The sequence below is a fragment of the Gracilimonas amylolytica genome (assembly GCF_002911695.1).
GTDB lineage: Bacteria > Bacteroidota > Rhodothermia > Balneolales > Balneolaceae > Gracilimonas > Gracilimonas amylolytica.
This window is the reverse complement of record NZ_PQBS01000037.1, coordinates 538,110-560,937: the sequence shown is the minus strand read 5'-3', so window position 1 is coordinate 560,937 and position 22,828 is coordinate 538,110. Positions and strand designations below refer to the sequence as shown.

Annotated in this window: 13 protein-coding genes; 7 read left to right on the top strand and 6 right to left on the bottom strand. The window is 45.1% G+C overall.

Annotated elements, in window-relative coordinates; all coding sequences use genetic code 11:
• Positions 1-27 precede the first annotated feature (27 nt).
• The 3 genes from C3B73_RS11950 to ald form a co-directional block, all read right to left on the bottom strand.
• Positions 28-1,041: an IS110 family RNA-guided transposase gene (locus C3B73_RS11950; protein ID WP_103664008.1), complete on the bottom strand. Its 1,014-nt coding sequence runs from the start codon at positions 1,039-1,041 to the stop codon at positions 28-30.
• A gap of 319 nt (positions 1,042-1,360) precedes the next feature.
• On the bottom strand, positions 1,361-2,176 hold the full coding sequence (locus tag C3B73_RS11945) for a carboxypeptidase-like regulatory domain-containing protein (RefSeq protein ID WP_157939497.1): 816 nt from the start codon (positions 2,174-2,176) through the stop codon (positions 1,361-1,363).
• A 768-nt stretch (positions 2,177-2,944) separates the two neighbouring features.
• Positions 2,945-4,060 carry an alanine dehydrogenase gene (gene ald / locus C3B73_RS11940; RefSeq protein ID WP_103665823.1) on the bottom strand — a complete coding sequence of 372 codons (1,116 nt, stop codon included), beginning with the start codon at positions 4,058-4,060 and terminating at the stop codon, positions 2,945-2,947.
• 185 nt (positions 4,061-4,245) lie between these two features.
• On the opposite strand from ald, the gene C3B73_RS11935 reads away from it, so the two are divergent.
• Complete coding sequence (locus C3B73_RS11935; RefSeq protein ID WP_103665822.1) at positions 4,246-6,693, top strand: zinc-dependent metalloprotease; 2,448 nt, start codon at positions 4,246-4,248, stop codon at positions 6,691-6,693.
• 117 nt (positions 6,694-6,810) lie between these two features.
• Here C3B73_RS11935 and C3B73_RS11930 read toward each other — a convergent pair whose 3' ends face one another.
• Positions 6,811-7,074: a hypothetical protein gene (locus tag C3B73_RS11930; RefSeq protein ID WP_103665821.1), complete on the bottom strand. Its 264-nt coding sequence runs from the start codon at positions 7,072-7,074 to the stop codon at positions 6,811-6,813.
• Positions 7,075-7,249: 175 nt separating this feature from the next.
• On the opposite strand from C3B73_RS11930, the gene C3B73_RS11925 reads away from it, so the two are divergent.
• The 6 genes from C3B73_RS11925 to C3B73_RS13945 all read left to right on the top strand — a co-directional run bounded on the left by C3B73_RS11925 (position 7,250) and on the right by C3B73_RS13945 (position 18,707).
• On the top strand, positions 7,250-9,343 hold the full coding sequence (locus C3B73_RS11925) for a sensor histidine kinase (protein ID WP_103665820.1): 2,094 nt from the start codon (positions 7,250-7,252) through the stop codon (positions 9,341-9,343).
• Positions 9,344-9,352: 9 nt separating this feature from the next.
• Positions 9,353-11,131, top strand: a complete 1,779-nt coding sequence (locus tag C3B73_RS11920; RefSeq protein WP_103665819.1) for a hypothetical protein — start codon at positions 9,353-9,355, stop codon at positions 11,129-11,131.
• 4 nt (positions 11,132-11,135) lie between these two features.
• Complete coding sequence (locus tag C3B73_RS11915) at positions 11,136-15,332, top strand: PKD domain-containing protein (RefSeq protein WP_103665818.1); 4,197 nt, start codon at positions 11,136-11,138, stop codon at positions 15,330-15,332.
• A gap of 107 nt (positions 15,333-15,439) precedes the next feature.
• Complete coding sequence (trkA, locus tag C3B73_RS11910; protein WP_103665817.1) at positions 15,440-16,792, top strand: Trk system potassium transporter TrkA; 1,353 nt, start codon at positions 15,440-15,442, stop codon at positions 16,790-16,792.
• Positions 16,792-18,306: a TrkH family potassium uptake protein gene (locus C3B73_RS11905; protein ID WP_103665816.1), complete on the top strand. Its 1,515-nt coding sequence runs from the start codon at positions 16,792-16,794 to the stop codon at positions 18,304-18,306. Before trkA ends, C3B73_RS11905 begins: the two co-directional genes overlap by 1 nt.
• A gap of 164 nt (positions 18,307-18,470) precedes the next feature.
• On the top strand, positions 18,471-18,707 hold the full coding sequence (locus C3B73_RS13945) for a hypothetical protein (protein ID WP_157939496.1): 237 nt from the start codon (positions 18,471-18,473) through the stop codon (positions 18,705-18,707).
• A gap of 3 nt (positions 18,708-18,710) precedes the next feature.
• Here C3B73_RS13945 and C3B73_RS11900 read toward each other — a convergent pair whose 3' ends face one another.
• Both C3B73_RS11900 and C3B73_RS11895 read right to left on the bottom strand, forming a co-directional pair.
• Complete coding sequence (locus C3B73_RS11900) at positions 18,711-20,264, bottom strand: NAD(P)/FAD-dependent oxidoreductase (RefSeq protein ID WP_103665815.1); 1,554 nt, start codon at positions 20,262-20,264, stop codon at positions 18,711-18,713.
• A 52-nt stretch (positions 20,265-20,316) separates the two neighbouring features.
• Positions 20,317-22,815 carry an efflux RND transporter permease subunit gene (locus C3B73_RS11895; protein ID WP_103665814.1) on the bottom strand — a complete coding sequence of 833 codons (2,499 nt, stop codon included), beginning with the start codon at positions 22,813-22,815 and terminating at the stop codon, positions 20,317-20,319.
• Between the last annotated feature and the right edge of the window lie 13 nt (positions 22,816-22,828).

Below are 22,828 nucleotides of genomic sequence, written 5' to 3'. Positions count from 1 at the left end.
TCCCGAATGCTATGACTTAATCAAGTACTAAGCAGCCTTTTTTTGTTTGTCGAATCTGGATTCATGGTTTGATTTATAGCAAGTTTGGCTGTTCCATATGGCACATATAATAGTGATTAATTTGTTTACCAGGTTATTACGAACTACCGGCCAAGGCTTACCTTCCTCCAGTTTTTTCTGTTTATAGGCACTGAATTTATCGTTGTGTGTACTGGCCGAGCGGGCTGCCATGGTTAACGTAGAACGTGCTTCTGCACTTCCATGGCCGGAAGAACGCGTTTTCCCACGCACCGAACTTCCTGAACTATGACTATGGGGAGCTACTCCAAAACGGGAGGAAATAGCCTTAGGATTCAATTTTTGTTCTCCAAAAAAGAGAATCAGCCACATCCAGGCGGTAACTTCTCCAATACCAGGAATACTGACCAGCAAGTCGTAGTATTCCTGCAGCCCATCATGGGTTTGTATGCACTGCCGAATGTGCTGTTCCAACTGGGCAATATGGTTGTCAAATAACTGTAGTTGCTCTTCCCACCCCTGGCGCACCAGCTCCGGGCAGTCCGGCTGTTGGGCCGATTGCGTTTGCTTGGTTTTGGTGGCCGTTTGCTGGCGTATCAGCCGGCGACGTTCAGCATAGAGTTGTTGAAGCTGATCTAATACCGGCTCTGCCGGGGTGCTCAGTGATAACTGATCAGCAAAACGATCCGCGTATTCAGCCAGTAGCTGAGCATCAAACTGGTCATCTTTACGATGGTGGTCCGGGCCCACCTTTTCCAATATGGTGGTCTTTTCTACCGAGCATCTCCATCCCATTTGGGTTAACGCAACCAATAGTCGTTTACCATAGATTCCGGTGTCCTCCATACAAATAACACTGTTCTGGTCGGTACATCCCGCCTCGGTTATCCACTGGTTTAGTTGTTGGAAACCGGACTCGCAATTTGCGCACTGCATATGTTCCCCGGAAGGACGGTGCCAGCAGTCCAGGGTATCTTTAGAAATATCTATACCAATAAAGTGGGTTAGATTTGTGAGATCCATAAAAAATCCTCATGTTTGATTAACCTTAATGACGTATGCCAGCTAGGTATTATCGGACCTGACTCTGTTCGTAGTGTTTTACTAGCATGCTATTTAGGTTTGGATAATACCGAAGCCGGAGGGGCTGATTCGGGATTTCGAGTTCTGCTCGACACACTCGGTTAGCCTGTCTCCGGCTCGCTGGTATTATAAAAAAGCAGAGTTGACTGCCTTTCTCAATACTTAAAGTCTAACAGAAATCTCGGGAGCACCTCATGAAGCAGGGCACCGTGACGAACAAAAATATTATGATTACTAATTTTACTTACCTCTTTTTCAATTACAATTCATTCCCCACAAAATAAAAGTTTAGGGCACTCCCTTGTATAATCTCAGAAAACTCCCCGGCTAAATTTTTCGATTTATCCCCAATACGACCATAAATGTTTCTATTTCGGAAAAAAACTGATTTATACCTAAAACCAATTCCATGATTATGCTCCTCACTATCTACCTGTATATTTTCCAGTGTGAGTAGCACATCTTCAGATATCACCAATTCAAAAGGAGTTAGATCTACGGATACCACTCCATGTTTCTGAACACCTTCAAGCAACACATTCTCCGAAACAAGGTTTCTACCAATTTCCCCATCATTGAATTCATAGATATTGACTCGATAGATCATACTATCTCCACTTACTCGGTCTATGGTAAAATGAGCACTTTTCAAATAGGTAGGTTTTCTGATCTTGATTGGCGTGCCGATCTCGTCCCCGGGTTTGTTGGATGCTAAGCCGGTATATCCGGCAGGAATTCCCTTTTTGATTCCAAAAATTTTATCTCTGCCTCCTCCTTTATCCACCACCTCAAAACTCTGCATTTCATACGATCTGGAGGTCAACCATACTTTATCATTGTCAATAAGATCTGTGATCGCCACTTTACGGGAAGAATAACCTACTGCTGAGAATAATACCGAATCGGCCGTTCCCTCTGATATTTGTAAACTGAATTTCCCCTCTTTATCACTCACCGTTCCTATACCCAATTCAACAACCCCAATATTGACATAGGACAATACTTGTTCGGTCTCTTCATCTATAACCTGTCCGTTTATCACTTGTCCCCATCCAATTTTTTGTCCTAATAACAACACTATTATTAAAAGCCAGAAACACTTCATAAAAAAATTAAATAGTTAGGATTACTATCAATCTATACCATTCTTCGTATAACACTGATACATGTTACAGCATAATTTTAAAGCAGAAAACTAATTGATTTCCTTAAAACCTCTGAATCAACGTCTAACTAAAGAATGCAAACCTTGCACCCCTTAAGTCTATATGCGAGCCTTAAAATTATGATCCGTTATCCAAAACCTATCGAGCGCTGACTTAGGAGTCTTTGCAGAGCAAGTCTCTGACTTACATACTAGCAGCTAGGTGTTAAATAGAATAGAACTCACTGCCAATTTTGGAAGTCGGAGACTTCCTGAGCAACTACTTTCCAGTGAATATTCATTATTCCATCGACCTTAGAAAAAAGAGCGTTAAGAAGATGACGGAATGAAGCGTAAAGAAAGAAATCAAACCGCATGGCACTTAACTTACCTGCAAGCCCGGTGATGGAGCATTGATTTCTTTTAGCGCAATGGAGTCAGCTTTAGCTCTTTTTTCGCAGTCGGGAGCTTTTGGTTCTTTTGTCGGCACAAAAGAACAAGGAGGGCGATAATGGGAAATTTATATTCGCAGATCGATCTATCGGTCCCCTGATCATTCCCTGGGCAAGCCTTAGACCCGTAACGATCAACCATCGAGCAGATGAACTCTGACCCTCAAACCACATAAATAAACTATCCAAAACAAAAAAGCCCGATCATCATAGATAACCGGGCTTGAATCTATTAGTGAATAGATGTTCAGTTCAATACTGAATCTACATCTTCCCAGGCCATGTCAAAGGCTTCGGCTACATCTTTATAGACAATAGAGCCATCCGCAATATTCAATCCCTTCAATAATTCGGGATCATCCTTCAGGGCTTGTTTCCAGCCTTTGTTGGCTAATTGCACAGCATAAGGCAATGTTACGTTGGTTAGTCCCATGGTTGAGGTGAAAGGAACCGCACCGGGCATATTTGCTACACAGTAGTGAACAATACCATCCACCTCATATACCGGATCTTGGTGCGTAGTTGGTTTTGAGGTCTCAAAACAGCCGCCCTGATCGATCGCCACATCCACGATCACCGTGCCCGGCTTCATCAGCTTAAGCATATCTCTGGTGATCAAGTGCGGGGCCTTGGCACCCGGTATCAAAACGGCACCGATCACCATATCCACGTGTGGCAGCATTTTGCGGATGTTGGCCTCAGAGGAATACATGGTAGTCACATTCTTTTCCATCACATCATCCAGGTAGCGCAGTTTAGGCATGCTGATATCCATGATCGTGGTATTCGCACCCATACCGGCTGCGATCTTAGCAGCATTCACACCTACAATACCACCTCCCAATACCAATACATTAGCCGGAGGCACTCCGGGAATTCCTCCCATCAATACGCCTCGACCGCCTTTGGGTTTCTCCAGATAAACGGCGCCCTCTTGTGCAGCCATTCTACCGGCCACTTCACTCATCGGGATGAGCAGCGGTAAAGACCGGTCGGCTTTTTCAACTGTTTCGTAAGCAATGGCAATCGACTTGGATTCAACCACGGCTTTGGTAAGAGCTTCCTCAGCGGCAAAGTGGAAATAGGTAAATATGATCTGCCCCTCGCGCATTCTTGGATACTCAACGGCAATAGGTTCTTTCACCTTCATGATCATTTCTGCTCTTTTCCAGACTTCCTCTACATCATCAATGATCTTGGCGCCGGCATCAATATACTGTTGATCCGAAAAACCGCTTCCAACTCCGGCACTTTTTTCGATCAGAACCTCATGTCCGTTACGTTTTAACTGCACCACACCGCCCGGCTGAATGGCAACTCGGTTCTCGTGTGTCTTGATCTCTTTAGGGACTCCAATAATCATGATATTATGTTTAGTTAGGCTGTTGTTTTTCAGGATGCAAAGGTAGGTATTTTTCAGGAAAACTGGTTAATGAAAGTTTACCCCAAACTACCTATTAAAGGGAATGTTATTTCATGTTAAACCCTTAAACCTTTTATTGAATACCCCTACATTTGGTCAATAAACTTTTAATCAACTCTATTACCATGCCTAACGCATTTTCTAAAAAACTCGGGGTTTTTGTGCTGTCCATGTTATTTATGGGCGCCTGTTCCGGGACCAAACAAACTACATCCAGTAAATCAGCTTCAGACCGGGCCGCTGCTTCCGGCAAAGGAGGCAACGAGTACTCCAAAGTGATCACCAAAGATGCTGAGACCGATGAAGGATTATTTGACGTCCACTGGGTAGATGATAAACTCTATTATGAAATACCGGACTCACTTCTGAACCGTGAGATGTTATTAGTGAGCCGGATCGCTGAAGTCCCGACCGATTATTTCGGTTTTTTCTCGGGCGGATCCAAAACAGCGGAGCAGGTCATTACCTTTGAACGGCAACGCGATAATATTCTTCTAAGAAAACAATCCTATAATGCTGTAGCGGCTGATACCCTGCCAATTTACAAGTCGGTGAAAGCAAACAACTTTGCCCCTATCCTGGCCTCTTTCCCTATCGAGGCCATGAATGAGGATTCAACAACTATGGTCATTGAGGTAACCGATTTCTTCACCTCAGATATCGAAGCCATCAGTGGAGCTATCAGTTTTTTGAGACGACAATATCAGGTGCGCCGTTTGGATGGTGACCGTACCTATATCGAAAGCGCCAAAAGCTTTCCGGAGAATATTGAGGTTCGCCATGTGCTCACTTACAACGCAGGCAATCCTCCTTCTGACGAGCAGACCGCAACCCTTTCCATGCTTATGAGTCAATCTATGGTTCTGCTTCCAAAAGAACCTATGCGACCCAGATACGAAGATTACCGAGTAGGCTGGTTCACCGTGAATCAGATCGATTATGGATCTGACGCCCAAAAGGCGGAAGAAAAAAGCTATATCCGCCGGTGGAGACTGGAACCAAAAGATATGGATGCCTACCAACGGGGTGAACTCGTTGAGCCGGTTGAGCCGATCGTCTATTATCTTGATCCTGCCACTCCAAAAAAATATGTACCCTATGTAAAACAAGGCGTTGAAGACTGGAATGAGGCCTTTGAGGTAGCCGGATTCAAAAATGCAGTGATCGCTAAGGAAGCACCGACTCCCGAAGAAGATCCGGATTGGAGCCCTGAAGATATTCGGTATTCCACTGTTCGCTGGGTAGCAAGTACCATCAGAAACGCGGTTGGACCAAGCGTGAGTGACCCCCGAACCGGTGAGATCATTGAAAGTGATATTGTATGGTACCACAACCATATGCGGTCGTACAGAAACAGGTTGATGATAGAAACAGGCGCGGCTAACCCTGCTGCCAGAAAGCTTAAACTGGATGATGACCTGATCGGTGAGACCATGCGCCGGGTGATTTCTCACGAAGTGGGTCACGCATTGGGACTTCCACACAACATGCAGTCAAGTTCTGCCTATCCGGTCGACTCACTGCGTTCCGGTACTTTCACTCAAAAGTATGGCATTGCCACTACCATCATGGAATATGCCCGACAGAATTATATCGCCCAGCCGGGAGATGAAAACATCCGGTTTATACGTCAGATCGGACCTTATGATAAGTATTCGATCAACTGGGGATACCGCGTGATCCCTGAGGCAGATACTCCAGAGGATGAAAAGCCCATTCTGGATAGCTGGATAATGGAAAAAGCCGGTGACCCGGTCTATCGTTTTGCCTCATCCACCGGATATGACCCTTCATCACAAACCGAAGATCTTTCGGATGATCCCGTAAAAGCAAGTACGTATGGACTTATGAACCTGAAACGTGTGGTACCAAACCTTATCGAGTGGACAGCCACACCGGGTGAAGGGTATGATGACCTGGAAGAGATCTACGGAGAATTGATCTTCCAATGGGCTCGTTATGCGGGGCATGTATCCACTAATATTGGCGGTGTTTATCAAAACCGTAAGAGCTCAGATCAGGAAGGATATGTGTACACTCCGGTTCCTGAGGACTATCAAAAACAGGCCTTGGAGTTCCTGAATGACCATGTATTTACGACGCCTGATTGGCTACTTGACAAGGAAATCCTACGCCGCATTGAACATAACGGAGCACTTGACCGGGTTAAAAATCTGCAAGCCAGAATTCTGAATGATGTGATGGCAGCCGATGTAATGATCAGGCTTAATGAAACGTATGCTTTCAATGGAGATGAGGCCTACGCTCCTCTTGAAATGTTAGGCGATCTCCGTCAGGGTGTATGGAGCGAGATCTATGATCATGAAGCGGTTGATCCCTATCGCAGAAACCTGCAGCGCATGTACATCAATAACATTGCATCCGCTTTTGAAAATGATGAAGCCGGCCGGGTTGATATCGCCACTTCCGATATACGTCCCCTGCTCAGAGTGGAACTGAATACCCTCGATCAGGACCTTGATCAGGCCAGCTCAAGGATCTCAGATGCACTAACGAAAGCTCATATTGAAGATATTCAGAATCGAATTGCTGATATTTTGGATTCAGAGTAATATCCAGCCCGATTATTAACAGAATAGCCTCTTTCAACGAAGAGGCTATTTTTGTTTATGGCAATCGCCTGTAATTCGGAGCTATCTGAGTAGGAATGATAAAATTATCAGGAGATCCTATTTCTTCTTCAGGGCTTTATGAATGCCTTTGTCAGTGATCTGAATATGTCCATATAAAAAAGGACCTCCAATGGATGCAATAGAGATCAGTTCACGTCCTTCCAGGTACTGCAACAGGTTTTTAAGTACAGAACGATCTGAATCAAGTTCTTTTACAAGCTCTTCAACAGGTACTTTAACATCCGTATCGTTATCACACATGTCTGACAAGATCACCAGCAGTTGTTTTGCCCTGTCATTAAAATCTCCACCAATCAGCATAAAGGAATAGAATTAAGTTGGTCAAGAATCAGCATCTCAGCTAAAGAAAAGGTTAAGCGAATGTTATGCCTTTGTTAACAAGTGTTTTTCACTTGAGTTTTAAAACATTACAAAATATTAATAAAACGTCTCACAGTTTAGTAAAATGAACTTTATGTATTAACATTGGGCAATTATGCTGAACAATCTGACACTCCGGAAGCGGATCTTTTTATTCTCTTCCCTGCTGCTGTTATTGGCTTTTACCCTGATCTGGATCTTTGTGCGCCCCCAGTACAAAGAAGCCATTGTTAACGAGCGCACCACCATTGTATCACAACTTCAGGAATATTCCCTTCAGCGGGCCGATCAGATCATCAGAAACTGGCTGAACGCTTCCAATTACATGACGGATCAGATCCTTCAGAATCCTGCCCAAACACAGGATCTGATGTCAAAAACACTGAACCTCACACCCGGTTTAATGAGAATCACCATTGCTGAAGATGGCTCTGATGAAACTGTGGATATCAGGCGTTCCATGTATGATGAGATCGATTTTTCTGAGATCACTTACACCTGGTATCCTTCTGAAATTGACAACGAGATCAACGTCAGCTTTAGCAGCGACTCCCTTTCAGAAATGCATTACATAGTGGCCAGAAAAGCCATTCAGATCGATCAGGCATTCTATATGATCGATCTGTACTTCAACGCAACCGGCATTGTGAACGATCTGGTAAACATCCCTCTTGGTGGCACCTATGCCAGTAATATTATCACCAAAGATTCGAACAAACTACTTCCGTCTAAACAGATCGATGTTCCCGAACAGGAACTCATGGATCTGGTCTATTCTGATCTTACTGTTAAGGAAATAGATGGGTTGGAATGGTACATTCTCACTTCCAGATTTCAGACCATTCCCTATTGGCATGCCGTTGCGGTAGAGGATGCCTTTATCCTGAAACCGGTTTATGATCTGATCACTTTTTCTCTGATCACAGGTAGTGTGATACTTCTCATCCTTTTTGCCTTTGGATGGTACGTCAGCCGTAAGGTCAATCGCCCGGTCGAACAGATCATCAGTGATGTTGAATATATGAGTACCCTGAATTTTGAGCATCCTGTGCAACCGGTTTCTTTACCCGAGTTCAGCCTGATGCAAACCACGCTTGAAAACATTCGGCTCACTCTTGAACGCTATCAGCGCATTAATGTGGAAAAGATCATCCTTGAGGAATGGAAAAACCGATATATGATGACCTATTCCGATGACCTGATCGGAATACTGGACAGCGATAAGAAATTCAGCTTCCTCAATAATAATTTTAAGCAGCTGCTTGAGTCCATGGATCTGGATCCGGATACCACACAACTTGGTGAGTTACTGGTTCATAAGGATATCACGATGAGCAAACTGGAACAGCAGGTCCATAATCCCGACCCTTATACCGTTAAGATCAATGTCTCCGAACTCGCACATTATCAAAACGAAAATAAAAGCGACTATTACGACTATCAGTACGTTTCCATCATTGACAAGAATGATGAGGAACAGGCAGCACTGATCATACTACATGATAAGACAGAAGATCGATTGAATGATATTAAACGAAATGACATGATCAATATCATTGCGCACGAATTGAAAAACCCGATCACCAGTATCATGGGACTTTCTGAAGTGCTGCAGGATTCCACGTTCACTGACGAGAAGGAACGCAACAATCTGATCAACGAGATCATGTTATCAGGACAGCGCATGAAAACTCTGGTCAATCGTTTTCTTGACATACAAAGAATTGAGTCCGGGCGGGCTAACATCGAAATCGTGGAAATCAACCTATATCGAATAGCAGAAGAAGTAAGGAGTGTAAACCGTCCACTTTTTGATCAAAAAGGTGTGGAAGCAGAGATTGTTCGTGAAGGCCGCGGATTTAAAATCAAAGCCGATAAGGATCTGGTGTACGATGCCATTCAAAACCTTGTGAGTAATGCCATCAAGTATGGAGAACCGGGACGAACCATCGAGATCAAAGTGGCCAACCGCCCTGACTCTGTAAAACTAAGCGTAACTGACTTTGGATATGGAATTAGCCTTGAGGAACAGAAGAAAATATTTAATAAATTCTATCGGGTTAAATCAAACAAAAAGGCGGCACGTGAAAACGGAACCGGTCTTGGGTTAGCTTATGTTCGTGAGATCATAAATATTCACAACGGGGAAATTGAACTTGAATCAAACGAAGCGATCGGCTCGCGGTTTACGTTGATTTTTCCGAAGTAACGGGTAGAAATGAAAAGGAGTTATGTTAAAGTCTTTATTGGCTTTATTACAGCCCTGATTTTGGGCCATGGGATTACTATGGCTCAGGGAAACTCATTGTCATTCAAAGCCAGTGAATTACAAAAAATTGCGGAAGATTATACCGGCAGTACCCAAAACTGGCCTTTGGTGATATCGCTTGCTGATCATGATACAGAAGAAAATGTATTCAGCATTACTCCTTCGCAAGTTCAGGAACTTCAGAATTTCTCACAGATCCATGCTTCCATCGCTGCTCAAAAAGAACGGATCGGCACATTGATAGCTGATGGAGCTACGGTTTTCGCGGCAGAAGAGTATCAGGAAGTGCAGAAACTTATGTCTGCCTATACCAAGGCGATCAATGATGGAAACATTGAGCAGGCTTTTTCCCTTGGCAGAAACCTCCCATCCGCAGTTGATAGTATGGAATCTGCATTAAATGAAAACCGGGTTGTGGACGTCCAGGCCCAGTTATCCCAAAAGAAAGGACAGGTAGATAAGCGACTTGGTTTACTGGGTTCATGGACCGATGCCATGCGGGGAGATCTGTTCGAACAATCCGATGGGATCAGGACGTTCTCTGAAAGCTATGCACTCCTATCCTTTGTGGATGGCAGTGATATACAGGTTGAACCAAATACCATGGCGGTTATTCGAAAATCCCGGATAGATCGACTCAATAATTCCACCGATACCGAGATCACCCTCGAAGACGGCGGGTTACTCGCTAAACTTTCAGCCTCAGGGAAAGAACAGAGTCGGTACATACTGAATGCCGGTTCCTCTGTGTCTGAACTTCAAACCCAGAATTTTTATGCCGAAACAGAAGAATCAGGACTCGTTAAGCTGACCAACTATGACGGACAGGCGATCGTTAATTCAAATAATGTAACCGTAACCATTCGCCAGAATGAAGGAACCGTGGTGGAAAGAGGTAAGTCACCGATGGAACCCGTGAAATTATTGCCCTCTCCGGAAATAACATGGGCGACCTCAGATTCGGTTGTAAGTGATCAGGCGGTTGTTATTTCATTCATACCGATAGATGGAGCCGTTTCTTACAGAATTCAACACAGCACTGACTCTAAGTTTGAAGATAACGTTAATGAGGTGCGCATGACTGATACGTCACTTGCCTTCAACACTTTACCCATGGGAATCACGTACGTGCGTGTTCAGGCCATTGATCACTTAGGCCTTCGAGGTCCATTTTCTGAGACGATCCGGATCATTCGATCCATTGATAAAGTACCTCCCCCAATATTTATTGATAACCTGAATAATGATCTTTTGTTTGCTGTGAATGGGCAGTTAGACGTTGAAGGAGCTACGGAACCTGAAGCACGGTTAACCTTAAACAATGAAAGGATCTCAGTACAGTCCACCGGTAGGTTCTCATACCAAACCCAGATCAATGACAAAGAAAAGACATTTGACCTTAAGGCCACTGATCCATCCGGAAATACCACACAGAGATCTTTAAGAGTGGTGAACATGACCAAAGAACGAGTGTTTGACATCAGGGTTAGAAGTGCATCAGGCAGTGATCTAACTCCCATTCGCTCCGGTTCCACGACATTTTCAGGAAACTTGTATCCCGGTATTGAAGTGGTTCTCAGTAATAATACTTCTGAGAGATCGGTTAAAACTGATTTCAACGGTAACTGGGCGGTTACCCTAACTCTTGAAACCGGTGACCTGGAAATTAGCTTTAAAGACTCCCGGACCGGTGAGATCTATTTTTCGAATTCATATTCAGTTCAGTAATTTTATGAACAAACAATTATTCAGAGCCTTACTCATTTTAATGACATTTGTTTTGGTTGAACCGAAACTTTTGGCTCAGGAAACCTATGTTGCTGTGTCAGGTAATCAAGCTGACCCGGCCCTTCAAACCATCGACTTATGGGTTCAACCCGACGAAAACGCCTCCCAAGCCACACTGCAGATCTTCGATGCGGCAACCGGAAGTGATTTGGATATTTTATCCGGAAACGCCAACACATCCACTTCATTTGAGATCTACCCTTTCAATGACTTGTACCGACTGGTTGACGGTAAGCCTGAAAAACGAAATGTGGCAGGATCTCCTGAATATTCCCTGCAGGTTGAAAATGAATCAAATTTTACCAAAAGCTGGAAAAATTTGGGCTCAGGTCTTTCCCCCATTCCCAGCGGCTATATTCTACGGGTCCGTATCACCTCCGGAGATGATCTAAACAGCTTTAAGATCCGAACGGTCACTGAATCCGGCTCCTCATCAAATTCATGGAACATCATAAGCCTGAATCTATCACTGCGAACCTTAGGTTTTAAAAATGGAGACGCACTGCAGATCACCCCTCATCAAGCATCACATGAGTACGGTCCATTCACCATTAATACCTCTGATGATATCTACTTAACCAAACTCGACAGATTTGGGCGGCATTATAATTTGAATGATACAGGTGTGCCCGAAACCAGGTTTGGCACTCAAAACAACTGGGTCCTTTCAGTTGGAGATTTTGAACGATCCAATTCTGTTTTTTCTGTTGTTGATCAAGAACAACCTAAGGCCTGGCATCTTCCTCCGAATCTCACCCCGTTTCATGATCCACAGATCTCACTGGCAGAGCGGCCTGTACAAACCTGTTCTGAAAAATCATTTGAGCTTACGAGTCCCGTCATCAATTCTGCCGATTTCAGGAATGCCCGCTGGCAGGTAAATGGTGAAACCATTGGAACCGGGGCTAACCCAACCCTGGTATTCAGCAATCGTGGTACGGTAAATATGACGATTCGGGTGCCAAACACTCTCATTTCATTTCCGGATGAATGGATCATTGACCAAACGCTTCAGATCACTGAACCACCCATTGCACGCCTTAACGTACCAAAAACGGACATTGCACTGGCAGAAGTGGTTACCCTTTCAGCCGCTGATTCTTATGATATGCAGGGCAAACCGTTAAATTATTTCTGGTTTGTTAACGGTGAGCTGCAGGCTACTTCTCCCTCTTTCAACTTTTCTTCAACACAGCCCGGCAGTTACATTATTTCAGTGCGTGTTAATAATGGAGGAGATATTCCAAATTGCAGTAACAGTCAGCGACAGGCCCGAATCGTGGTATCAAATAAAACCAATGCAGGCGGACCTTCAGGCCAACAAATTTTAGCACCATCCATCACCTCAACCGGTAAGATCAGCCTCAGTTACGACAATGGTGAAAATCAACTGCCCCCAAATTTCAGTTATACCTGGAATATGGGAGATGGCACGATCCTCAACGGAGTTGAAATAGAACACACCTATCAGCAACCGGGATCATATGAGGTCACGCTGACCATTGACGACGGACGGGGACAAGCAAATAGCGCAAGGGTCAGATCTCATACGATCATTGTCAATGAATTCCCTGAAGCCATTTTTGAATTACCTGAAGTTGTACCCACCGGAATTCCCATTCGCCTCGATGGTACGGAAAGTTTTGATGAAGATGGCATCATAACACGCTACGAATGGTTCTTGGATGGGGCTCCTATTGCCAACGGACCAAACCCAGAAGTCATCATTGAAGAACCCGGTGAACACGTTGTCACACTAAAGGTTCGTGATAATTCCGGCAATCAGATCGCTCAGGGATTGATGAGCCAAACCGTGCGTGCTAATCACGCTCCGGTTATACTTTGGGAAGCAACCCCGGAAAAGATCGGCTCTGGACAAGAGGTTACTTTGAGTGCTGCAGAAACCCATGATCCGGATGGTGAGATCACAAACATAGAGTGGTCGTTTGAAGACGGAAGTACGTTTCAGGGACCTGAAGCCACGATGCGTTTTCAGGAAAGTGGGGTCCATTACTTTACCATCACTGCAACCGATAACGAAGGTGTAGCCAATTCAGTAAAAACCATTGAGGGAACCATCAATGTAAATCATACCCCTTACATTGTGTCAGAATCCGTTATCAGATCCAATTCACTGGATGTGACCCTCGATGCCACCTCCACCTACGATGCCGATGATGATCCACTGAATTTTGAGTGGACACTCCCTGACGGTTCCAAACGCTCGGAAGCCAGTTTTAGCTGGAAGGCACCTGAATTCGGTGTTCATATCTTTAACCTGAAAGTGGATGATGGAACCGGACTTGAAAACAGAAGTGCTGAAAAATCAATTCGCGTGCTTATCAACCGACCTGTTCAGGCCGTCGCAGATTCAGTGGTCATATCCTGTGCCGGACAAACCATACTATTTAACAGCTCGCAAAGCTACGACCCCGATGGGGATGCCTTCGATGTTCAGTGGGATTTTGGAAACGGTGATGTTTCAGAAAGTGCAAACCCCTCTTACGTATATGATCGTCCGGGTATATATGATGCCATTCTCAGCATGACAGACGGCATTTCCAATAAAACCACAGTTACCAAGATACCCGTCATTATTGAAGGCTCGCCGGTGGCCAAGATGAACGTCACAGACACCACTGTTTGTGTGGATACAGCTCTTGAATTCGACGGATCAAACAGTGTGGACCCATCCGGGGCTCTGCCCTCTTTGCTGTGGGACTTCGGTGATGGAACCATTGAAACGGGACCTAAGATCCGCCACGTTTTCACCCAGCCAGGGATCTTTCCGGTAACCCTTACTGTAGAAGGCTCGGGCTCAGTGAATTGCGGGAACACCAATCAGGCACGTGCCGTGGTCAGGGTAATTGAAGGCCCTCAGGCACGTTATGAAGTACCTGAGTGGATAGAACCCGGTGAAACGGTACAGTTTGATGGAAGTAATTCTACCTCCGAGGAGCAGTTAACAGATATCGAATGGCAGATCCGGAAAGATGACAACGTGATCGAAAAATCAGGTTTCGTCACAGATCATCAGTTCAATGAACCGGGAGAATATCTGGTTACGTTGAACCTTCAGACCAGTTCAAATGTGACCTGTAACACTGCCAGTTTTACAAGATCTATTAGAGTGAATGCCCCGCCGGTGATCGAATGGGAGCTTCCTGAAATAGTAGCGGCAGGTGGCGATGTTGAACTAAGTGCCATGAATTCATACGATCGGGATGGATACATAAAAGAGTATAAATGGTACCTTGATGGTGAATTGATCAGTAAAAATGCGGCTCAATTGATCAAAGCGATCGAGCCGGGGGCTCATACGGTCAGGCTGGAGATCACTGACAACAGTCCTACCTCAAATAACAGATCTGTCGCTGAAAAGACCTTTATTGCTAATAATGCGCCCAAACCACAGATCAGCACTTCCGCGGTTCGGTTTATTGGGGAACCGGTCACCCTGTTTTCAAGTCCTGACAGGGATGCCGATGGGCAATCCGTTACGGATACCTGGCTTATAGATGGTCAACCGATCGATGGAAATACATTCACACCAACTGAGGCCCGAAAACACAGGGTAACCCTGCTGCAGGATGATGGCCAAAATGCCCCAAATTCCATTGATTCCGCCGTTGTCGAGATCACTCCCAGAGATATCCCTTTGATCTATCCAAAATATCCGAGATCCATCATCGCAGGACAATCTCTTTCCATTGAAGAACTTGGTATCAGCTCTGACTGGAGGTTCCCAAACGGAAATCAATACACTTCATCCTGGACAGCAGATCAAACCGGAACCCAGGATCTTAGGATCTATTGGTTTTTTGAGGGGGATCCGATCTATTTCCGGGCTTACCCCATCAACATAAAACAACCGCTTGCATTTGAACAGCCTCAAACTACTATTGAGCTTGCTCACACTCCGGCAAACCCTGAAAAGATCATTAGTGCACCGGTATTAAATCGTAACGTAAACGAAGTTCGGTTTACCTGGCTGACAGAAGATGGGCAGATATTGGGCAATGGACCAAAGATCGAGCTCACTTTGAAGGAAGGCGAAAACAGATTTAAGGTTCGTGCAGCTGATCTCAATACAAAAGGCTCACTGCCCGTTGAGACTGATCTAATAATTATCACTGATTAGCCTGTAATATGCTGTTATTTTTACGTTTGTGAAAATTTAAAACATTTTCAATTCACGTGAAATCATGGTAACATTGATTGCTTTTTGAAAATGAAACCAACTGACTATTGAAGATCGTAATTATTGGTGGCGGAGAAATTGGCTACGACCTGGCTAGTGTGCTTTCTTCCGAAAAACACGATGTAAGGGTGCTTGACCGTGATAAAGCGGCTTTATCAAGAGTGGCAGACTCTCTGGATGTTCTTACCATTGAAGGCAACGCTACATCCGTTAAAGACCTTGTAACAGCCTCGGCAGGTGAAGCAGATATCCTGATCTGTGTAACCAGTATTGATGAGGTGAATATGATCGCGGGGATGATCGGCAAGCGTTTGGGAGCTAAGATGGTCATAGCCCGTATCCGGAGTGATGAATTTTCGGATGAAAATGCCCCACTTACCCCCTCCGACCTTGGTATCGACGTGATGATACATCCCGAGCTGAGTGCCGCCCATGAGATCGCACAGTTACTTAAACGGTCCTCAGCCAGTGATGTCATAAACCTTGCGGATGATCGCATGCAACTTATTGGCATACGGCTTGAAAAGAATTCACCCCTCATAAATAAATCTCTTACAGAATATGCGGCTTCCTATCCCGACCTGACTTTCAGGGTGGTAGCTATTGGCCGGCGTGGACGTACGATCATTCCAACCGGATCTGTTAAGCTGCAGAATTACGATCAGGTCTTTATTCTGGCTGAGACTAAAAACATCAATACCGTTATAAAAACCACGGGTAAAAAAGATCAGGAACTTAATTCTGTGATGATAGCCGGCGGTTCAGGCATGGGGTCTATGATCGCCAAACTCCTTGTGGATGATCCAGCCAAGAATTGGTCGGTAAAGCTGATCGAACCGGATTATGATAAGGCTGAACAGCTGGCCATTGACATGAAAGACATCATGGTGCTGCATGGGAATCCAACCGATCCGGATCTGTTGGTTACAGAAGGCATCAACGAAATGGATGCTTTTATTGCAGTAACGGATGATGAGGAATCCAATATTATCTCATGCCTGATGGCAAAGCACCTTGAGGTTAAAAAAACCGTAGCCCTTGTTTCCAAACCGGACTTTATCCCACTGGCACAAACCATAGGCCTCGATGCCGTCATCAACAAAAAGGTGGCGGCCTCTAACGAGATCCACCGTTATGTGAGACGTGGCAGGGTGATCTCCGTGACTGAATTAAGAGGAATCAAAGCCGAAGTGATCGAACTGCAGGCAACCAAAGACTCAAAGATCACCAAAAAACCCATCAAGAAACAGAAACTACCTGAAGGTTGTGTGATCGGTGGGGTTTTATGTGACGGTGCGGTTGAAATCGCAACCGGAGAAACACAAGTGAATTCCGGTGACCGGGTGATGGTCTTCTGCCTGCCCTCTGCCGTTGATCGTGTAACCAAGCTTTTTCAATAATGGCTTCACTCTATAAAAGTAACGCACCCCGCGCACAAATCGATTTTCTGGTGGTATTAGGGGTACTCGGAGCCTTTATCTTCTTTATGGGATTTGCCCTGCTGATGCCCGCGATCATTGATCTTGTTTACGGGGAAGATACCTGGCATTCATTTATTATATCGGCAGGCATCGCATTTACCGTCGGAGGCACACTTTGGTATTTGTTCAAACCTTCACAGGAACTTAGAGTGCGTGAAGGTTTTCTCATTGTAAGTCTGACATGGTTATCTCTTTCCCTGGTTGGTGCCCTGCCGTTTGTGATCTCAGGGGTTCTTCCCTCCTTCACCGATGCCGTCTTTGAAACCATGAGTGGTCTGTCCACAACCGGTTCAACCATACTTGGAGGTACCACCTCAGACGGGTTCTCTAATCCGCAAATAGAGGATATTCCTAAAAGCTTTTTATTCTGGCGTTCACTGGCACACTGGCTGGGTGGTATGGGGATCATCGTACTATCACTCGCAATTTTACCACTACTCGGAATTGGCGGTATGCAGCTGTTTCAGGCTGAGTCGCCGGGTCCTACGGCCGATAAACTGACTCCCCGCGTACAAGAAACTGCAAAGTTACTCTGGGGAGTATATGTAGCCTTTACCGTGGCCGAATTCCTGCTACTTTGGGTACACCCGTCCATGGATTGGTTTGAGGCCATTAATCATGCGTTTGCCACCATGGCAACCGGGGGCTTCTCGACCAAGAATGGAAGTATCGCCTCCTTTAACTCAGCCTATATCGATTGGGTGATCATACTGTTTATGTTTCTCGCCGGCGTCAACTTTGCGATGCATTTCCGACTATTTAAAGGCGATACAGAATCTTTTTTCAATAATCGTGAGATCCGTTTTTATACGCTGGTCATAGCTGTTGGTACCATCATCATTTCAGGGTCACTTTGGCTGAAAGACAATTATGAGATCCTTGAAGCTTTGCGATCAGGGGCCTTTCAGGTCATTGCCATTGTCACGACTACCGGATTTGGAACGGATGATTATGAGCTATGGAACACCATAGGTGCTTTTTTCCTCTTCCTCCTGTTTTTTACCGGGGGGTGTGCCGGATCGACCGGCGGGGGCATTAAGATGATCCGGTGGATGATCCTGATCCGTAATACCGGCAGAGAGATCAAGCAGATCGTTCACCCAAAAGCGATCCTTCCCGTTCGGATCGGAGATCAGGCTATCAGCCAGAATATTCAGAGGACCGTACTGAGTTTCTTTATCCTCTATATCTTCATATTTGCCACAGGAGCCTTCATCATCAGTTTGTTCGGCTACGATATCATGTCTTCCATCGGGGCAAGCATAGCGGCTATTGGAAACATTGGTCCGGGCTGGGGTGACTTCGGTCCCACCGACAACTTTGCGGGCTTACCCTACTTAGCTAAATGGGTACTCATCATGCTGATGATGGTCGGGCGACTCGAGATCTTTACCGTACTGATCATCTTTTCTCCGACTTTCTGGAAACAGTAATTCAGTAGTACAGGGAACAGTTAGCAGTGATCAGTTGACAGCCCTATTTATGTAACATCTGTTCAATGTATAGATAAGGTGTTTTTATAAATTTAGTGGTCATTTCGCGGCGAATGCCCGAAATCCAATGATCTGCTAAGTATCCGACAGCTTACTCTGACAATATGCTATTTCCCGCCTTTGCGGTAATGATCGTGATCGCTGTATATAGGCTGTTGCAACCACTTGTTATGTCGAATTCACGCTATTTAGTTGCTTCCCGAATCATCGCCGGAGCCTTCGGCGAACCAGGTTTTTTCGATGAGTACATCGCTGGCGGTTTCGGAGCGAATGTACTTTCTGAATTCACCGGAGCTTTTTTGATCGACTTTGAGGTGGAAGTAAACTTCGATGATAACTAAACACTAGGCAGATTTTAATACCGCCTGTGCACACTTAATGCCATCCATAGCGGCAGATACAATACCACCCGCATATCCGGCTCCTTCTCCACAGGGATAGAGCCCGCCGATCTGAATATGTTGTAAGGTGGAATCATCCCTGGGAATCTTAACGGGACTTGAAGTTCTTGTTTCAGGCGCGTGAACCACGGCATCATTGGTCAGATATCCCTGCATGCTTCGGTCAAACTGGCGAAAACCATCTTTGAGGGAATTATAGATGAATTTCGGCAGAACACTTCTCAGATCTACAGATGTAATTCCCGGAGCATATGAAGTATTTGGTAATGCATCTGATACTTTTCCATCTATGAAGTCCTGCAGCAACTGAGCCGGAGCCGTTTGGGTCTTACCTCCGGCCACCCAGGCCTTTTTCTCTATAGCATGCTGAAATTCCATGGCGGCTAAGGGACCATACTTACTGAAGCTGTTAAAATCACTGGGTTTGAGTTCTACCACAATTCCTGAATTGGCTGTCGATCTGGCTCTCCGCGAAGACGACCATCCGTTAGTTACAATCTCTCCGGGTGATGTAGCACAGGGCGCAATGACTCCACCCGGACACATACAGAACGAATACACTCCCCGATCCCCTGCCTGCTTTACAATACTGTATGAGGCCGGTGGCAAATAATCCCCTCGTGTTTCACAATTGTACTGTATGGAATCGATCAATGCCTGTGGATGTTCGACCCTAACTCCAATAGCCAGGGGTTTTAATTCAATGGCAATATCTTTCTGATGTAACGATCTGAATATATCCCGGGCACTGTGTCCGGTGGCAAGGATCACATCATTCGCTTTAAACTGTTCTCCATTCAGTGTTTTCACACCTCTAATTATCTCTGCTTCAATAATGAGATCAGTTACGCGTGTATTAAAATGGATCTCTCCTCCATTCTGAAGGATGCATTCCCTCATATTTGCGATGATACCCGGAAGTTTATTGGTCCCAATATGCGGATGTGAATCAACGAGAATGTCTTTTACGGCACCAAAACCAACCAGTCTTTCCAACACCTTCATTACGTTACCACGCTTTTTAGAACGTGTGTAAAGCTTTCCGTCCGAATAAGTTCCGGCTCCTCCCTCACCGAAGCAGTAGTTGGAATCCTCGTTCACCTCATGCCTGACATTGATCGCCTTCAGGTCCTTAATTCGATCTTTCGCGTTCTTACCCCTTTCCAGGATCACCGGCTTTAAACCCTGCTCCATCAGTTCCAAAGCTGCAAAGAGTCCGGCCGGTCCGGCTCCGATAACGATCACTTCCCTGGCATTTCTGACATTTGGATAATCCGGCAGAGATACCTCCTGAGGGCGATATTCCTCTCCAATGAATAATCGTACCTTTAGGTTGTAATAAGCCTGTTTTGCCCGGGCGTCAATAGAACTTCGAAGGATCTCAACATGCCTGAGGTCTTCTTTTTTGAGCCCTTCTTTTTCGATCAGGTGCTCAAACAGCAACTCTTCTTCCCCCGCAACTTCAGGCAATACCCTAACGACAAGTTCTTTTTTCATACTTATTTATATTCCCTCAAAGTATTGAGGCTCAATAATTAACCGACTTCACTTAAAATTTTATCCAACTCTTGTCTTCCAGCCATTGTATTAATGCCGGCAGGAAGGTAATGGATGTAAGCAAGGTCATTCCTATTCCAATGACTGCCATGATACCAATAGATTGCAGGCCGGGGTGATTAGTGAACAGCAATCCGGCAAAACCCAACATGGTAGTCACAGACCCCATGGTAATATGCTGACCGGTACTCGACAAAACCTGCCACATACTGTTCTTCCCTTCCTCACGGTATCGGTGAGCTAAATGGACTCCACTATCCTCACCAATTCCAAGAATGGCAGGCAGCACTACCAGGTTGTAAAAATTGAACTGGAACCCAAAGATCATCATGATGCCGAACAGCCACAATAAGCCAACCAGAAGCGGTAACATAGCGATCAGCGACCATCTGAATGATCGGAATGAAAACAACATGAAGAAGTAAATAAAGATAAAGGTAGCAGCGACCATATACGGACTCTCAGTTCTCATCAGATCCAGCATGGAAGCGGCAACAATGGAGGTACTTGAAGCATAAAACTCTGAACCATCATCCAGGTTAACTACGCTGACATCATCTTTGAAGGCAATGGACTGCCTGCCGTCTGATAATCCAACAGAAGGATATATGATCACAAATCGCCCGATCTCTCCATCCTTGGTCACAAAACGTGACTTGAGGTAATCCGGTATCTGATCTATGGTCACAGGTTCTGTGGTTTGAGCTGCAAGCCGAAGCCGGTCAAGATCTTCATCATCCCTGTCAACCAGGAATGGATCCTGAAGTAATTCCCTCACCTTAGCGATCTTCTCAAGCTTTTCCTGTTCTTCAGCTTCATTGGAAGGATATCGCTCCTGCAGAGTTTCGACGCTTTGAATGGTCGGTGAAACGGTATCTGCCTCGGCTCTCTCCTTTAGGATATTCGCAATTTCTTCAACCTGTTCATTGGTTTCTGCTACTATATAAGCCGGGTTTCTTTTGTCTGAATCCTCAACCTGCCGGGCAAATGACCTGAATTCCTCATATTCTGGGAATTTTGGTTCCAGTTCGCCGAAATTATACTGAAATGACAGGTTTCCGCTGAAACCGATCACCACAGCCGAGATCACCAATCCGACCGTTACGATCGTTCTTGCAAATGGGTAGCGATGCGTGCCATCGTAAACCTCTTTGTCTTCTTCACTGATCAATATCCAGTTCAGACGTTCATCCAGTACCACAAGAATAGAAGGCAGAATGAAAAGCATGCTCACCAGGGCCAGCATGATCCCGGTTCCTGAAATAAAGCCAAATTCTGAGAACCCTCGGAAATCAGCAAACATTAGAATATATAGGGCTGTGGCTGTTGTGAAGGCGGAAACCAAAATAGCCTCTCCCGTCTTCGTGTAGGTGGTTTCTACGGCTTCATACACACTTAAACCATGATTACGAAGCTCAATATATCTTGCGTAGAAGTGGATCCCGTAATCGATACCCAACCCGAACAGTATCACAAATAGCACGGAGGTCATCGTGTTGAGTATTCCCAGATAAAAGTAGGTCAGTCCAAAGGTCCACACCAGGCTTATCAGCAATGGGATACCGATCACCAGCACGGGAACCGGCATTCTGATGAAGTGTGACCAGATCGTGTAGGATCCTTCTCCCTGTGTTCCTTTTCTGTAGTGCAGGTATTTTTTAATGAAAAAGTATAACATGACCAGGAGTATCACACTGCTGATACCCGTGGCAAAACTACCGATCACATCATCCATAATGGATGTGATCTCTTCCAGGTGCCTTTTGAGTCGGCCGCCGAATTTGACTTCCATTTCAGGATGATAACTGGCAGGTTCCAGAGAAGCGATCACATCCTCGTATTCCTCAAACATATCCTCGAGGTATTTGATATCACTTTTTGAACCGGTTGGAAAGAATTTCACCACCATAATGGTGCTGTCTTCGCTGATCGGATATTCTGAAGGTACCAGTGTTTTATAGCTTTGCTCGAAATCTTCAGCCCGTGTATCTTCTGCCTCTTCTTCATCCTCACCAAGATCAAAATAAAAGGGATTAGCTTCTTCTTTGGCTTGTTCGATCTCATCTTCCAGCCAGCTGATCACATCATTCAGCTCAGACTCACTTGCCAGATATAGTGCATTATTTTTCGTGAATTCGGTTTCCCGTTTGAATTCTGCCCGGTCAAAGTAATAATCCTCTAACCGCGGGTAATACATTTCAAGGGATCTCTCAATGAGGTCTTCAGCAAATTTCTTGTTCGCCTCAAAACTGGGTGAACTTATGACGACCTGCATATCGGTCTCCCCACCCACTGTTTCGTTCAGTTTATCCAGCGCTAACACATTAGGGTGATCCTCAGGCAGTAGATTCGCAATGTCGGTATCTACCTTGAGCTGAATGGCATAAAATCCACTCACGATAGCAACTAACAGCGTTATGGTCAGGACCCAATATGGATGTGAATAGTTAAATTTCAGTAAGGGTTTGAGGAGGTCGAGCAGCTTTGACATTTAATTTCTTTGT